Source organism: Oceanicaulis alexandrii DSM 11625 (genome assembly GCF_000420265.1).
In the GTDB taxonomy this organism is placed as follows: domain Bacteria; phylum Pseudomonadota; class Alphaproteobacteria; order Caulobacterales; family Maricaulaceae; genus Oceanicaulis; species Oceanicaulis alexandrii.
The window spans coordinates 2,358,265-2,371,500 of record NZ_ATUP01000001.1; the positions used below are offsets into that span (position 1 = coordinate 2,358,265).

Sequence of the window (13,236 nt, forward strand, 5' to 3'; positions counted from 1 at the left end):
CTAGTCCAGCCCCAGCTCGCTCCACATCGCGTCCACCCGGTCGATGACGTCCTGCTCCATATAGAGCTTTTCGCCCCATTCGCGGTTGGTCTCGCCCGGCCATTTATTGGTGGCGTCGAGCCCGATCTTCGAGCCGAGGCCTGAGACCGGAGACGCGAAGTCGAGATAGTCGATGGGGGTGTTCTCGATCGGGGTGATGTCGCGTACCGGGTCCATGCGGGTGGAGATCGCCCACATCACATCCTTCCAGTCGCGCGCATTGATGTCGTCATCCACGACGATCACCCATTTGGTGTACATGAACTGGCGCAGATAGGACCAGGCGCCCATCATCACCCGCTTGGCGTGGCCCGAATAGGCTTTCTTCATCGAGATGACGGCGATGCGATAGCTGCAGCCTTCGGGCGGCAGCCAGAAGTCGACGATCTCGGGGAATTGCTGGCGCACCAGCGGGATGAACACCTCGTTGAGCGCCTCGCCCAGCACGGAGGGTTCGTCCGGCGGACGGCCGGTGAAGGTGGTCAGATAGATCGGGTCCTTGCGCATGGTGATGGCGCTGATCTTGAAGACCGGGAATTTCTCGACCGAGTTGTAATAGCCGGTGTGATCGCCGTACGGGCCTTCATCCTCGTACTCATCCAGCATCACATGGCCTTCAAGCACGATCTCGGCCTCGGCGGGGACTTTCAGCGGCACGGTCTTGCAATCCACCAGCTCGGCTTTCTGACCACGCAGCAGCCCTGCGAACTGGTATTCGCTCAGCGTATCCGGCACGGGCGTGACGGCGGCGAGGATGGTGCCGGGATCGGCGCCCAGAACGCAGGCCACGGGCAGGGGCTCGGGCTTTTCATTCTTCCAGCGCTGGAAATGCTGGGCGCCGCCGCGATGCTTGAGCCAGCGCATGATCGCGCGGTCCTTGCCCAGCTTCTGCATTCGGTAAATGCCGAGGTTGAAGTCGTCCTGCTTGTCGTCGGACGGGCCCTTTGTAACCACCAGCGGCCAGGTGATCAGCGGGTCCGGCTCGCCCGGCCAGCAGCCCTGGATCGGCAGGCGATCCAGATCAATGTCCTCGCCTTGCAGCACGACTTCCTGGCACGGCGCCTTGCGCACATTGGCGGGGCGCATGCTCATCACGGTCTTGGCCAGCGGCAGCATGCCGAGCGCATCTTTCAGGCCGCGCGGCGGTTCGGGCTGACGCAGGAAGGCCAGAAGCTCGCCCACTTCGCGCAGATCAGACGCCGTCTTGCGCGGCTCGCCGCCCAGGGTCACCGCGCGGGCGACGCGGCCCACCGTGCCGAACAGATTGGCCAGGGCCGGCATTTCGCTGGGCCGGCCGTCTTCATGCACGGGGTTTTCAAACAGGACCGCAGGACCGCCGTTTTTCAGAAGCCGGGTCTGGATCTCGGTCATTTCCAGATGGGTGGAGACCGGGCGGGAGACGCGCTTGAGCTCACCTTCCGCCTCCAGCAAAGCGATGAAGTCGCGCAGAGATTTGTACGCCATCCGGCCCTCCTGTCAGATGGAGTGCAAACTAGGCCTGCCCGGCAGGCGGGCCAAGCGCGAAGCTGCGTTACAGGCGCAAGGCTGCGCGCGGGCGGCGTCTGATGCTGTTAACGCTCTTGCAACCAAATGCCGCCCTGCGCATTTGTGATGCATGAGGTTCGTATATCAAACACTGGGGTTCTTGCTGATCGCGGTCGGCCTCCCACTCTTCTGGACGCCTTTGCCGTTCGGGCTTGTGCTGATCGCCATCGGCGCCGCGCTGATCCTGTCCAATTCAGACAGCGCGCGGAACCATGTGCGCGGCTGGCGCGGTCGTCATCCCAGGTTCAACGCCTTCATGATCAAGGCCGAACGGATGACCCCGCACCCGTTCGACCGGATCCTGCAGCGGACTGAAGTGGACTAGCCCTCCGCCGCCTGAGCCTCTGCGGGCGCCTCCAGATCAGACATGTCGCGCTTGGCGGCGATGACAGCGGCGCCCAATTCGGGTGCGCCGCTCTCCATACCTAGTGTGGCGCCCATGCGCACGATGACCAGGTCTTCAGACGGGATGACAAAGCCGTGCTGACCCTGGAAGCCCTGCATGGCGACCGTGTCGGCGGGCAATCCCTCGATGTTTAACCAGAAGCCTGAGCCGTACCAGTCCACAGTGGGCGTGCCCACATAGGTCAGCCAGTTAGGCGGGATGATCTGGGCGTCGCCCACCCGGCCATTGTCGAGGTAAAGCTGGCCCAGTCGCGCCCAATCCTGAGCGGTGGCGTACATATAGCTCGACCATTGCAGCGTGCCGGACTGATCGGGCTCAAACACCACAGAATTCATGCCCAGCGGCTCAAACAGCCAGGCGCGCAGGGTTTCAACCCTGTCTGCGAGCGTATCGCCCATGAACTCTTCCATCGCGGCCCCTGCCAGGATGGTGTTCACGCTTTGATAGCTCCACTCTTCGCCCGGCTCGTGCAACTTGTTGCGTGACGCGGCGTAGGCGGCCATGTCGGCCTGGGTCATCAGCATTTCTGAATTGGGGTCATGGCCGTTATTGAGTTCGAAGCCGTCGAGACCGCCCGTCATGCGCAGCATGTCGTCCAGCGTGATGTCTGGCCGGTCCACCGCGTTGAGATCCGGCGACAACCCTTCGGCTCGCATGTCGATCAGACCGCGCTCGACCAGCACGCCCGCAAATGTCACGGCCGTGGACTTGGTCATCGACCAGCCCAGTAGCGGACTGCGTGCATCCACGCCGTCGGCGTAGCGTTCCGCCACCAGTCGCCCGTCATGCAGCACCAGGGCGGCGAGCGTGTTGCGGCCATCCTCGGTGAACGCGGCGTCCAGGGCGGCGTCCAGCGCATCCGCATCAAAATGCGCGTCCCGCCAGGCTGTATCAATCTCCATCAGTGCGGAGGGAGGCGGCATGGGAACCGTCAGATCGGCGTCAAACTGATCGGGGTCGTGCACCAGGGTGCAGCCAAGCCCGTCCCGGAACACAGCCGTTTGACGATAGAACAAGCCGAATATGGCGCTCGTCGTGGTGCGCGCCTCTGTGTCAACGTCCAGGCTGATCAAGGATTTCGCAGGACCGAGCAGCGGGTCGATATAGTCCGTCTGTGCGCGCTCCGGATCCAGGCCGGAGACGAAGGTCAGCGAACAGGCCTGCTTGGCGGTGAGTCCGGCGCCGGACGGCAGATAGATCCGGCCCCAGGTCGACTGGCTGACATAGAGCCAGCCGCCCACGAACAGTGCGGCGATCAGGGCGATCACCCAGACAAGACGGCGCATTGAAAATCCTCCCCTTTTTTCAGAGGGTCCGCGCGCTTCAGGGCAGGGTCAAGCGGCTTGTGAGGAAATGTATTCGGTGAAATCGTTCACTAACTAAATTTAAACAAGTGGGAGGCTAGGTTGAAATCATAATCTCCCCTGTGAGCACTCACCTGATCGGGCGGACCTGTGGTCCGCCCGTTTTTCTAAGTTCGTTCAGGTGTTTCTCACCGGTTCGAGCACGTCGTGCCAGTCCGGGGTCTTGTGGATCTGGGCTTTGGCGAACGGGCAGAGCGGGATGATCTGGACGCCGCGCTCACGCGCGTCTTCAACAGCGCGCTGAACCAGCGCCTTTCCCACGCCCATGCCGCGCCACTCGTCAGGCACGCCGGTATGATCAATGATGATCATATGGTCATTGGCGATCGAATAGGTCAGCTCGGCTTCAGGCTTGCCCGCGGCTGTCGCGACATAGCGACCTTTGGTTTGTGAACGCTCTTCGGTAATCGTGAACTCGGTCATGATCGGCCCCTGTCTCTGCGCTTCAGGGAACCCTAAGCCAGAGGCCGTCCTGCGTCTGTGTCGAACTTGGAAAGGCAGGCTTTCCGAGTGTCACCTCGCTGTCAGCTTTCTAGCCTTGAGATGCTGATAGGCGGGCGCGCAGTCTGCGACGACCTCGGACAGGTGCGCTGGCAGGTCGTGCGGGCTCGACCGGGGGGCTTCAAAACCGGTGGAAGCTTCAACGCGCGCATACCAGTATGGCGCCCAGGGGCCGTCGGTCGTTCGCCGACCGGGCGGCCAGCTCAGCATGGCGTCGGTATAGGCGATGCCTACGGCGTCGCAGACCGCTCTGAGCATGCTGGCGGGGTTCGCCAGCACGTCTGCGCCTTCGATCACGGGCCAGGCCTGTCCGGTCAGATCGCAAATCTCGTCATACAAACGCGCCTGCCGGATCGCGCCCAGATCTTCGGCGCAGGCGCGCTTCATGGTGGCGTGATAGCTGGCGGCGACTTCGGCGGGGTCGCGAATAAGAAAGATATGGCGGCAGTCTTTGGTCCAGCTCAGATCCAGCCCGTCCAGCATGTGCTGGCACATATGCTTCTGGAAGAACTCAGCCTGGCCCTGGGGCGCGGCCCCGGCGCAGGCGCGGGCGATCTCAGCTGGGTCGGTCGGCCAGGCTGCGAGCGTCGGCTCCCGGCCCGGATGATCAAGCCCGGTCTGTTTGAGATAATAGCCGTAGAAGGGTTCATCCCAGACGGCGCAGTTCCCGCGCGCCTCAAAGCTGCGCATGGTGGCGGTGGAGATGTTGCGCGGTCCCGACCACAGGCACAGGCGCACGGGCGCGTCCGTCATGACGCGCTCTCTCGTGTGATCTTTTCAAGATAGAGCTGCTGCAGGCGCTCCACCATCGGGCCGCGCCCCTCGCACAGAAGTCGACCGTCCACGGTGGAGACCGGCGCGACGCCCGCAAAGGTGCCGGTCACGAAAGCCTCGTCGGCGCCATAGACCTGCGTCAGGGAGAAATTCTTCTCAAAGACGGGAATGCCCGCCTCCTTGCAGATCTCGATCACCACGCCGCGGGTGATCCCGTCCAGGCAATAATCCCCGCTCGAGGTCCAGACCTCGCCCTTGCGGACGATGAAGAAATGGGTGGAGTTGCAGGTGGCCACAAAGCCATGCGGATCGAGCATCAGCGCTTCGTCGGCGCCGGCCTTCGCCGCCTGGATGCAGGCGGTGATGCAGTTGAGCTTGGAGTGGGAGTTCAGCTTGGGATCCTGCACATCGGGATAGCCCCGACGCACATGGACGGTGAACAGGTTGAGGCCCTGGGTAGCGGTTTCGGGCTTGGGCGTCTTCCATTCGGGAATGATCACCACGGTGGCCGGGCTGATGGTGACGCGCGGATCCTGATACGGCGTCGCCTTGATCCCGCGGGTCACCATGAGGCGGATATGCACGCCGTCCCCGCTCATCTCATTGGCCTTGAGCGTGTCGTAAAGCGCTTGCGTCAGAGCCTCAGGGGTGAGGCCGATCTCCATGTCGATCGCTTTCGCGCCTTCATAGAGCCGGTCCAGATGCCGATCGAGAAAAGCGATCTGGCCCTCATGGACGCGCAGGCCTTCCCAGACGCCATCCCCCAGAATGAAGCCGGAATCAAAGACGGAGACCTTGGCGTCTTCGCGTGCAAACAGCTCGCCATTGATCCAGATCCGGATGGCGGCGTTCCTGGGATCGTCAATGTATTCGTGACTGCCCTTGGCCATCTCGCCTATCCGAACTTCGAGAAGTCCGGCGCCCGGCGCTCCATGAAGGCCGTCACGGCTTCCTTGAACTCATCGGTGCGCAATTGCTCGGCGAACAGGCCGCCTTCGCGCACAATGCGGTCCTTGATGTCCTCGGGCGGCAGATTGATCAGCATTTTGGCGGTTTTCACCGCGCCCGGCGCCAGCTGGGTGATTTGCTGGGCGATCTCCATCACCGCCGCGTCAAAGCCCTCGGTTGGCAGGACTGCATTGATCAGGTTTTTCGCTTCGGCCTTCTTCGCGTCCCATTTCGCGCCCAGCAGCAGCATTTCGCTGGCCACGGCCCGACCGACAATGCCGGGCAGAATCTGGGAGGAGCCGTATTCCGGCGCCAACGCCAGATTGACGAAGGGCGTAGTGAACAGGGCGCGCTCGGTGGCGTAGACCAGATCACAGTGCAGCAACAGCGTCGTGCCGATGCCGACCGCCAGCCCGTCCACCGCCGCGATGACTGGTTTTTCGCACATCATGAGCGCCATCATGAAGCGCTCGACGGGCGGGGTTTCGCCGCCGCCGATATGGGGCGGGGCCTCCATGAAGTCCATCAGGTCGTTGCCGGCGGAGAAACAGCCTTCGCCGCCCGCGATGACCACCACGCGGATGTCAGAGCGCGCATTGGCCTCTTCAAGGCCGTCCGCCATCGCCGAATACATGGCGCGGGTGATGGCGTTTTTCTTGTCAGCGCGGTCAAAGCGCAGGGTGCGCACGCCATTTGCGTCGCTCACACGGATCAGGTCGGTCATTACGCCATCCTTGGAATCTCTGGGCATTAGTTGGCCATATAGGGGCAGACGAGGACGTGGGAATCAAACACCGCGCCCAGCAACAGCTGATCGCCGGCGCGTGTCGCCACGGACAGGGAGTCAATCGCTTCACCGGAATCCGCGAACACCGTCGTCCAGTCACCCGTTTGCGGGTCAACCCGAACCGCCTGGGCCGGGGCGCGCGCCTCAGGGTCTGACTGGTGCGCCAGGAAGTCAAAGACGCTGACATTGCCCGCGATATAGAGATCACCGTCCGGGCCGACCTCGATATTATCAAGGCCCAACGGCACAGGATGCCGCGCCGTGCGGTTCAGCTCGGCTGTATCCGCATCCCGGTCAAAGACATGAACCGTGCGCCCGATAAAGCCCGAGGCGTAAACTTCAGAACCGTCGGCGTTGATGTTGATGCCGTTGGCGTAGGCCAGCCCTTCGGCGACGATGCGGCCGTCCTGGCCGTCATAATAGCTGATCGAACCCAGCGGCAGGCCGAGAAACGCTTCAAGATAACCCATCGGCGTGTCGCCGAAATAGACATCGTTTGTGGCGTAGAACTGCTCTGGCCCGACCCCGACGATGTCGTTGGGCGACCGCAGGGCGTCATGGCTGACGGTCTGAAGATGGGACAGCGCGCCATCCTCGGCCACGTCATAGATCAGCACCTGATGGCCGCTATAGGGGTGGCTGATCACAAACAGGCGGGCGAGGGGCTCGCCGCTCTCGCTCTCCCCGCGCCACAGGCTGATGCCGTGAGGGCGGAAGTCCGCCGGCGCATCAATGGAGACCAGTCGCACGCTCTGAGGGTCTTCCGGGTCAAACACATAGATGCCGTTGCGCGGATGCATCTCGCCCGAGCGACGCTCGGCTGCGGACACGAAGGCCAGCCCGCTCACAGGATCATAGGTCACGTCTTCAGTGCCGGGCGCGATCTCCACCGGCGTGCAGGCGGCGTTATCGGTGTATTCAGGATGGCTCAGCGCCCCGCTGGCGCGGGTGACCACATAGCCGATGCGTACAACGCCCAAAACCAGGACAACGCCCAGCACTCCCAAAATCAATCGAAACATGACCCGATCCCCCAACGCTTGTTTTCTATGAAGGAAGGCTACGCCGCAGCGTGAACGGCGTCCAGAAATTGAACGCGGACGGTTTGATTATTCGTCGCTATCAATCGCCAGCCGGGTCAGGGCGTCATAGACCACAGCCGCGTCATGCTCGCCCAGCTTGTCGTCAAGCTCGGTGTTGAACCCGCGCAAGACCTGGTCCGCACGTTCGGCGGCGCGACGGCCCGCTTCGGTCAGATCCACCAGGGCGCCGCGCTTATCGCTCGCGTCCTTGCGTTTGATCACCAGCCCGGCGGTCTCCATCCGGTTGATCAGGCCCGTCACCGCGGGCGCGCCGAGCGCCAGCATATCGCCGATGGAGCCCAGGCGTCGTTCGCCGCGCCTTAACAGCAAGAACAGGACGGCGGATTGGCTGGCGCTGACATTGGCTTCCGCGCGCAAACGCGCATCCGCTTCCCGGCTCAGACGCCGAGCGGCGATTTCGATCAGCAAGAAGAGTCGCCGGTCAACGGCGCGAACGCGAGCCATGCCGAAGTGTTGCCGCGATTCATTCGGGTGTGAAAGACTTTACCCGCTTCTGGTCAGGGGCAGAGCCTGAAAAATAAAGCAAAACCCTCTTCCCACAGCCCGCCTTTGCTGCTTGCTTAAGCGCTTACCGAATGAAGGAGCGCGATTATGACGTCCGTCACCCAACTCTTTGACCTCACCGGTAAGACCGCCGTCGTCACCGGCGGCACGCGCGGCATTGGCGAGATGATCGCCACCGGCCTGCTCAAGCAAGGCGCGCGGGTGTTCATCACGTCGCGCAAGCCGGATGCGGTGAAGGCGGCGCAGGAGCGTCTCTCGGAATTTGGCGAAGTTCATGCTGTTCCCTCGGACCTGTCCACCAATGAAGGCGGGCAGGCCTTCGCCAAATGGCTGGGTGAGCAGACGGACGCCATCGACATCCTGGTCAATAACGCCGGGGCGACCTGGGGCGCAGCGCTGGAAGAGTTTCCCGAGGACGGCTGGGACCGTGTGATGGATCTGAACGTCAAATCCATCTTCTTCCTGACCCAGGCTTTGCTGCCCCAGCTTCAGGCGGCGTCAAAAGCGGCGGGCCGGGGCCGGATCATCAATATCGGCTCCATCGAGGGTCTCGCCGTGCCGATGATGGAAGACACTTACGCCTATCCGGCCAGCAAGGCGGCGGTGCACCATCTGACCAAGGTGATGGCGCGGCGTCTGGCGCGCGACAAGATCACCGTGAACGCCATCGCGCCGGGGCCGTTTGAAAGCAAGATGACCGCCTTCGCGCTGAGTAATCCCGAAGGCCGCGACGCGGTCTCGGCTCATATCCCGCTGGGCCGCATCGGCGCGCCGGATGACATGATCGGCCTGTCGGCGTTTCTGGCCTCTCCCGCGTCTGATTATGTGACCGGGCAGATCATCGCGCTCGACGGCGGTTACGCCAATCTGCGCTAGTCCATTTCGGGCAGGCCGCGGGGCTTGGCGTGAAAGCGCCAGACCCGCGCCGCGCCCACATCCTGGTCTTCGAGATCGCCCGCTTTGGGCGCCTCGAACCGGGCGGCGACGTGAAGCTTGTCCTTGGGCAGATAGGCGCGGCCCGGATCGCCGATCAGCACGGTCGCGCCGCGGTCATGCAGGCTTTCAAGCCAGTCCGTGATCGCGGCGCCGGCATCAGTCTCGTAAAACACGTCGCCCGCCAGAACCAAATCCCAGCCATCATCACAGCCCACCAGATCAGCGTGCAGCACCAGCATCTCAGCGTCATTGAGGCGCGCATTGGTGCGGGCGGCGTGAACGGCGAAGGGGTCGATTTCTGTCGCCGTCACAAGATCCGCCCCGGCCTTGGCGGCTGCGATCCCGGCGACGCCGCAGCCGCAGGCGAAGTCGAGCACACGTTTGCCGCGCACCAGATCAGGCTGCTCCATAACCAGCCGCGCCAGCGCCTGCCCGCCGCCCCAGGCGAACGCCCAGAAGGGAGAGGGCAGGCCCATGGAGATCAGCGCATCTTCCTCCTCCCGCCACAGATCACTCTGCGGATTGGCGAGGTGAAAGCGCAATTCAGGCGTCAGCGGAGCGCTGGCGATGCGGCAGTGCGCGTCCAGAACCTGATCGGGCGTCAGCGGTTCAGCGGGCTTTGCCGATGGCGCTGGCGGCTTCGATTTCGGTGAGTTTTCCGGTGTCGACATCATACATGAAGCCGTAAATCGGAATGCGCGCGGGCACCAGCGGGTGTTCACGCACGCGTTTCACATCGTCGGTGACGGCGTCGGCGGCGTCCTTGAAGGTCAGCCAGTCCACATCCTTGCCGGCATCTGAGCCGTCCGATCCGCCGGGATCGCTCCAGCCGTCCGGGCCGGGCGTCGCGGTGTTCAGGCTGGAGGCCAGAAGGCGCTCCATGGTCTCCTGATCAAACAGCGCCATGCCGCAATCGGTATGGTGGATCACGAAGAACTCTTTCGTGCCTAGCAGTTTGTGGGAAATCACCAGCGAGCGGATCGCATCATCGCTGGCGCGGCCGCCGGCATTGCGGATCACGTGAACATCGCCCAGCTCATAGCCCAGGGCTTCGGTGGGGATGATGCGCGCATCCATGCAGGTCAGGATCGCGGCCTGCTTGGCGGGCGGGATGGGTTTGCCGCCGCGATCAAAGCCCGCGGCGTAGTCCGCGTTGGCGCGCGTCACATGCGTGTAATTGTCGTCGCTCATCGTCAGATCCTTTCAGGAAAATCAGGTCAGGCGTTATCCGGGCGCGGCACGAAGTTGAGGGCGATCCCGTTATTGCACCAGCGCTGGCGCGTCGGGCGCGGGCCGTCATCAAACACATGGCCCTGATGGCCTTCGCAGCGGGCGCAATGGTATTCGGTGCGCGGCGTCCACAGTCGATAATCGGCTTTGGTGGCCACGGCGCCGCGGATCGGCGCCCAGAAGCTGGGCCAGCCTGTGCCGCTTTCGTATTTGGCTTCAGACGAAAAGAGCGGCAGAGCGCAGCCCGCGCAGACGAAGATGCCGTCGCGATGCTCGCGGTTCAGAGGACTGGTCCCGGCGCGCTCGGTGCCTTCCTGGCGCAAGACGCGGAATTGTTCGCCATTCAGGCGCTCGCGCCACTGGTCCCGAGTGAGGCTCATGAAATCAATGTCGGCCTCGCCCCAGGGCGTGATGTCCGGGTGGTCAAACAGCGCGACTTCCAGCCCGTCCTGATCGCTCTGCCCAAGGGCGGGGCTGGCGAATGCGGCGAAGCCGGTGGCGAGAAACAGGCGGCGGCTGAGCGTGGTCATGACGAGGCCTCCTCTTGGCGTCACCCTTCACAGTTAAGCTCAGAGCGCGTCATGACCAGTCACATGCTGGTGAAGCCGGCGTGTTCGCTCACAAAGCGCCCAGCAGAAAGGCGCCGGCCAGCAGCAAGCCGGTGATCTGGTTCGCCTTGAACCGCCGCAGGCATTCCCGCCCGTCCTCGGGGTCAAGTTTGCGGGTCTGTAGCAGCAGGTGCGCGGCGAAGACCGCGAAGGCGGGCGCGAACATCAGCCCGGCGCCCGCGACCAGCCCGGCCAGCGCGGCCAGCGCCGCCGTCATGAGATAGAAGGCCAGAACGCCGAAGCTGATCTTGCCGCCAAGCGCGCGGGCGGAGGATTTCACCCCCACCATGGCGTCGTCCTCCATATCCTGACAGGCGTAGATGGTGTCATAGCCCAGAGTCCAGAACAGGTTCGCCCCGTAAAGAAGCAGGATTTCAGGCGCGAAGGGTGTCCCGAGCGCCGTGGCGCCCGCCACCAGCACCCCCCAGTTGAAGGTCAGCCCCAGCCAGGCCTGCGGCCACCAGGTGATGCGCTTCATGAACGGATAGCCCGCCACCAGCGCCAACGCGCCGAGCCCAGTGAGGATTGCGGGCAGGGGCAGCTGGATCAGCACCAGAAGACCCACAAGGCACTGCGCGATCAGAAACGCCCAGGCCTGTTTCAGGCTGACCGTGCCCGCCGCCAGCGGACGATCAGCGGTGCGGGCGACCTTGGCGTCGATATCGCGGTCGATGATGTCGTTATAGGTGCAGCCGGCCCCGCGCATGGCGATCGCGCCCACGCCAAAGAGGATCGCCCAGTACAGATCAAGCCAATCAAGCCCCGCCTGAACGCTCGCCAGCGCCAGACCCTGCCAGCACGGGATCGCCAGCAGCCAGAAGCCCACAGGCCGGTCATAGCGCGCCAGCCGCAGATACGGGCGCAGGGCGGATGGCGCGTGATCCACCCAGGATGTGGGCACGGAGTCAGCGACGCGGCGATCAGGGGCGATGGTCATCGTGCATCGATAGCGCGCCGCGCGCCGGTTCGAAAGAGCCTGAAGGTCGCAAGGCGGGCAGATTTTCCACCCGCCTGGCGCACAGGTTTTAGTCGAGCCCTGTGATGGCGATGGTCTTGGGGTTGGTGAAGGCGAGCAGCCCGTCGCGCGCCAGTTCGCGGCCATAGCCGGACTTTTTCACGCCGCCAAAGGGCAGGCGCGGATCGGACGCCACCATCTGGTTCACATAGGTGGAGCCCGCCTCAAGATCTGTGCAGGCGGTCTCGATCTCGGCCTTGTCTTTCGACCAGAAGGACGATCCGAGGCCATAGGGGTGATTGTTGGCGATGGCGATGGCGTGATCGACGTCCTCGGCCTTGAACATCAGGGCCACCGGCGCGAAAATCTCGGAGTCGTGGCCCGGCGTGCCGCGCGGGATGTCCGCCAGAACGCCCGGCGTCAGAAAGGCGCGATCCTTGCGCTCCGGCGCGAGCAGCACTTTCGCGCCGCCATCAATCGTCTGACGCACCAGGTCATAAACCTCATCGGCGGCGTCAGCACTCGAGAGCGGGCCGATATCGGTGCTTTCGTCCATCGGATCGCCGATTTTGAGCGCCTTCATGGATTGCACGAACTTGGCGGTGAATTCCTCATAGATGTCCTGGTGGATGATGAAGCGCTTCGCCGCGATGCAGGACTGGCCATTGTTCTGGGTCCGGGCGGTGACGGCGGTCTCCACCGCGGTGTCGAGATCGGCGCTGGGCATGACGATGAAGGCGTCAGAGCCCCCAAGCTCCATGACCGACGGCTTGATCGCCTTGCCCGCCAGAGACGCCACCGCCGAGCCCGCGCCTTCAGAGCCGGTCAGGGTGACGCCGCGGATGCGATCATCGGTGATGATGGTTTCGGTCTTCTCCGACCCGATCAGCAGCGTCTGGAACGCGCCTTCGGGAAAGCCTGCCTTGTCCAGCACTTCGGCGATCTTCAGCGCGCTGCCCGGCACGGCGGAGGCGTGCTTCAAGAGTCCGGGATTGCCCACGGCGAGATTGGGCGCGGCGAAGCGGAACACCTGCCAGAACGGAAAATTCCACGGCATCACGGCGAAGACCGGCCCGATGGGCAGGTGATAGAGGCTGCACTGGCCTTTTTCGGGCGCCTCGATCGGATCGGGCTTGAGCATGTCCGGCGCTTCATCGGCGTAATAGCGGCACAGCCAGGCGCATTTCTCGACCTCCGCGCGGGCCTGCTTGATCGGTTTGCCCATTTCGCGGGTCATCAGCTCGGCGATGGCGTCACGCTGATCGTCTAGAATGTCTGCGGCCCGGCGCAGAGCATCGAGCCTTGCGTCCATCCCCATGGCCTTGAGCTTTGGCGCCGCGTTCACGGCGCGGGTCAGGGCCGCCTCGATCGCCGCCTGTCCGTGGGACTGCGCTTCAAACACGGTGTCGCCGGTATAGGGGTTGATGGATTTCATGGCGGGCTCCTTTGGCCGGGGCGGTTTCAGGTGCGGGTTCCGGGCTTGCGCTTCAGGCGCAAGACAGAGCTTGAACGTGGGCGACGGGCCGCTAGAACGCA

General features: G+C 63.6%; 15 protein-coding genes. 2 read left to right on the forward strand and 13 right to left on the reverse strand.

What is annotated here, in order from left to right; genetic code table 11:
• On the reverse strand, positions 1-1,503 hold the full coding sequence (locus G405_RS0111255) for a UbiD family decarboxylase (RefSeq protein ID WP_022701626.1): 1,503 nt from the start codon (positions 1,501-1,503) through the stop codon (positions 1-3).
• Between the two features lie 151 nt (positions 1,504-1,654).
• Between G405_RS0111255 and G405_RS15870 the strand changes: the two genes are divergently transcribed.
• Positions 1,655-1,909 carry a hypothetical protein gene (locus G405_RS15870; RefSeq protein ID WP_022701627.1) on the forward strand — a complete coding sequence of 85 codons (255 nt, stop codon included), beginning with the start codon at positions 1,655-1,657 and terminating at the stop codon, positions 1,907-1,909.
• Here the strand turns inward: G405_RS15870 and G405_RS0111265 are convergent.
• The 7 genes from G405_RS0111265 to G405_RS0111295 all read right to left on the reverse strand — a co-directional run bounded on the left by G405_RS0111265 (position 1,906) and on the right by G405_RS0111295 (position 7,911).
• Positions 1,906-3,276 (reverse strand): serine hydrolase domain-containing protein, encoded by a 1,371-nt coding sequence (locus G405_RS0111265; protein WP_022701628.1) that lies wholly within the window; start codon positions 3,274-3,276, stop codon positions 1,906-1,908. The genes G405_RS15870 and G405_RS0111265 overlap by 4 nt on opposite strands.
• A 195-nt stretch (positions 3,277-3,471) precedes the next feature.
• Positions 3,472-3,777, reverse strand: coding sequence for a GNAT family N-acetyltransferase (locus G405_RS0111270; RefSeq protein WP_022701629.1), 306 nt, complete (start codon positions 3,775-3,777; stop codon positions 3,472-3,474).
• A 90-nt stretch (positions 3,778-3,867) separates the two neighbouring features.
• Entirely contained in the window at positions 3,868-4,608 is a 741-nt protein-coding gene (locus G405_RS0111275) for a sulfotransferase-like domain-containing protein (RefSeq protein ID WP_022701630.1), read from the reverse strand.
• Positions 4,605-5,519, reverse strand: a complete 915-nt coding sequence (locus G405_RS0111280; RefSeq protein WP_022701631.1) for an aminotransferase class IV — start codon at positions 5,517-5,519, stop codon at positions 4,605-4,607. Before G405_RS0111280 ends, G405_RS0111275 begins: the two co-directional genes overlap by 4 nt.
• Positions 5,520-5,524: 5 nt before the next feature.
• Entirely contained in the window at positions 5,525-6,301 is a 777-nt protein-coding gene (locus G405_RS0111285) for an enoyl-CoA hydratase (RefSeq protein WP_022701632.1), read from the reverse strand.
• Positions 6,302-6,327: 26 nt separating this feature from the next.
• A complete protein-coding gene (locus G405_RS0111290) occupies positions 6,328-7,386 on the reverse strand; it encodes a strictosidine synthase family protein (protein WP_022701633.1) in 1,059 nt (352 codons plus the stop codon).
• 87 nt (positions 7,387-7,473) lie between these two features.
• Entirely contained in the window at positions 7,474-7,911 is a 438-nt protein-coding gene (locus G405_RS0111295; RefSeq protein WP_022701634.1) for a MarR family winged helix-turn-helix transcriptional regulator, read from the reverse strand.
• 147 nt (positions 7,912-8,058) lie between these two features.
• Between G405_RS0111295 and G405_RS0111300 the strand changes: the two genes are divergently transcribed.
• Positions 8,059-8,847 carry a glucose 1-dehydrogenase gene (locus G405_RS0111300; protein WP_022701635.1) on the forward strand — a complete coding sequence of 263 codons (789 nt, stop codon included), beginning with the start codon at positions 8,059-8,061 and terminating at the stop codon, positions 8,845-8,847.
• Here the strand turns inward: G405_RS0111300 and G405_RS0111305 are convergent.
• The 5 genes from G405_RS0111305 to G405_RS0111325 form a co-directional block, all read right to left on the reverse strand.
• On the reverse strand, positions 8,844-9,581 hold the full coding sequence (locus G405_RS0111305; RefSeq protein WP_233346029.1) for a class I SAM-dependent methyltransferase: 738 nt from the start codon (positions 9,579-9,581) through the stop codon (positions 8,844-8,846). The two genes, G405_RS0111300 and G405_RS0111305, sit on opposite strands and share 4 nt — an antisense overlap.
• Positions 9,517-10,098, reverse strand: a complete 582-nt coding sequence (locus G405_RS0111310) for a beta-class carbonic anhydrase (protein WP_022701637.1) — start codon at positions 10,096-10,098, stop codon at positions 9,517-9,519. Before G405_RS0111310 ends, G405_RS0111305 begins: the two co-directional genes overlap by 65 nt.
• Positions 10,099-10,124: 26 nt before the next feature.
• Entirely contained in the window at positions 10,125-10,667 is a 543-nt protein-coding gene (msrB, locus tag G405_RS0111315; RefSeq protein WP_022701638.1) for a peptide-methionine (R)-S-oxide reductase MsrB, read from the reverse strand.
• Positions 10,668-10,755: 88 nt separating this feature from the next.
• Positions 10,756-11,682 carry a 4-hydroxybenzoate octaprenyltransferase gene (gene ubiA / locus G405_RS0111320; protein WP_022701639.1) on the reverse strand — a complete coding sequence of 309 codons (927 nt, stop codon included), beginning with the start codon at positions 11,680-11,682 and terminating at the stop codon, positions 10,756-10,758.
• An 88-nt stretch (positions 11,683-11,770) separates the two neighbouring features.
• A complete protein-coding gene (locus tag G405_RS0111325; RefSeq protein WP_022701640.1) occupies positions 11,771-13,135 on the reverse strand; it encodes an NAD-dependent succinate-semialdehyde dehydrogenase in 1,365 nt (454 codons plus the stop codon).
• Positions 13,136-13,236 lie beyond the last annotated feature (101 nt).

Coding starts and splice junctions, on each gene's coding strand:
- G405_RS0111255 (WP_022701626.1), bottom strand. CDS start 1,503: ATGGCGTACAAATCTCTGCGCGACTTCATCGCTTTGCTGGAGGCGGAA.
- G405_RS15870 (WP_022701627.1), top strand. CDS start 1,655: ATGAGGTTCGTATATCAAACACTGGGGTTCTTGCTGATCGCGGTCGGC.
- G405_RS0111265 (WP_022701628.1), bottom strand. CDS start 3,276: ATGCGCCGTCTTGTCTGGGTGATCGCCCTGATCGCCGCACTGTTCGTG.
- G405_RS0111270 (WP_022701629.1), bottom strand. CDS start 3,777: ATGACCGAGTTCACGATTACCGAAGAGCGTTCACAAACCAAAGGTCGC.
- G405_RS0111275 (WP_022701630.1), bottom strand. CDS start 4,608: ATGACGGACGCGCCCGTGCGCCTGTGCCTGTGGTCGGGACCGCGCAAC.
- G405_RS0111280 (WP_022701631.1), bottom strand. CDS start 5,519: ATGGCCAAGGGCAGTCACGAATACATTGACGATCCCAGGAACGCCGCC.
- G405_RS0111285 (WP_022701632.1), bottom strand. CDS start 6,301: ATGACCGACCTGATCCGTGTGAGCGACGCAAATGGCGTGCGCACCCTG.
- G405_RS0111290 (WP_022701633.1), bottom strand. CDS start 7,386: ATGTTTCGATTGATTTTGGGAGTGCTGGGCGTTGTCCTGGTTTTGGGC.
- G405_RS0111295 (WP_022701634.1), bottom strand. CDS start 7,911: ATGGCTCGCGTTCGCGCCGTTGACCGGCGACTCTTCTTGCTGATCGAA.
- G405_RS0111300 (WP_022701635.1), top strand. CDS start 8,059: ATGACGTCCGTCACCCAACTCTTTGACCTCACCGGTAAGACCGCCGTC.
- G405_RS0111305 (WP_233346029.1), bottom strand. CDS start 9,581: ATGATGTCGACACCGGAAAACTCACCGAAATCGAAGCCGCCAGCGCCA.
- G405_RS0111310 (WP_022701637.1), bottom strand. CDS start 10,098: ATGAGCGACGACAATTACACGCATGTGACGCGCGCCAACGCGGACTAC.
- msrB (WP_022701638.1), bottom strand. CDS start 10,667: ATGACCACGCTCAGCCGCCGCCTGTTTCTCGCCACCGGCTTCGCCGCA.
- ubiA (WP_022701639.1), bottom strand. CDS start 11,682: ATGACCATCGCCCCTGATCGCCGCGTCGCTGACTCCGTGCCCACATCC.
- G405_RS0111325 (WP_022701640.1), bottom strand. CDS start 13,135: ATGAAATCCATCAACCCCTATACCGGCGACACCGTGTTTGAAGCGCAG.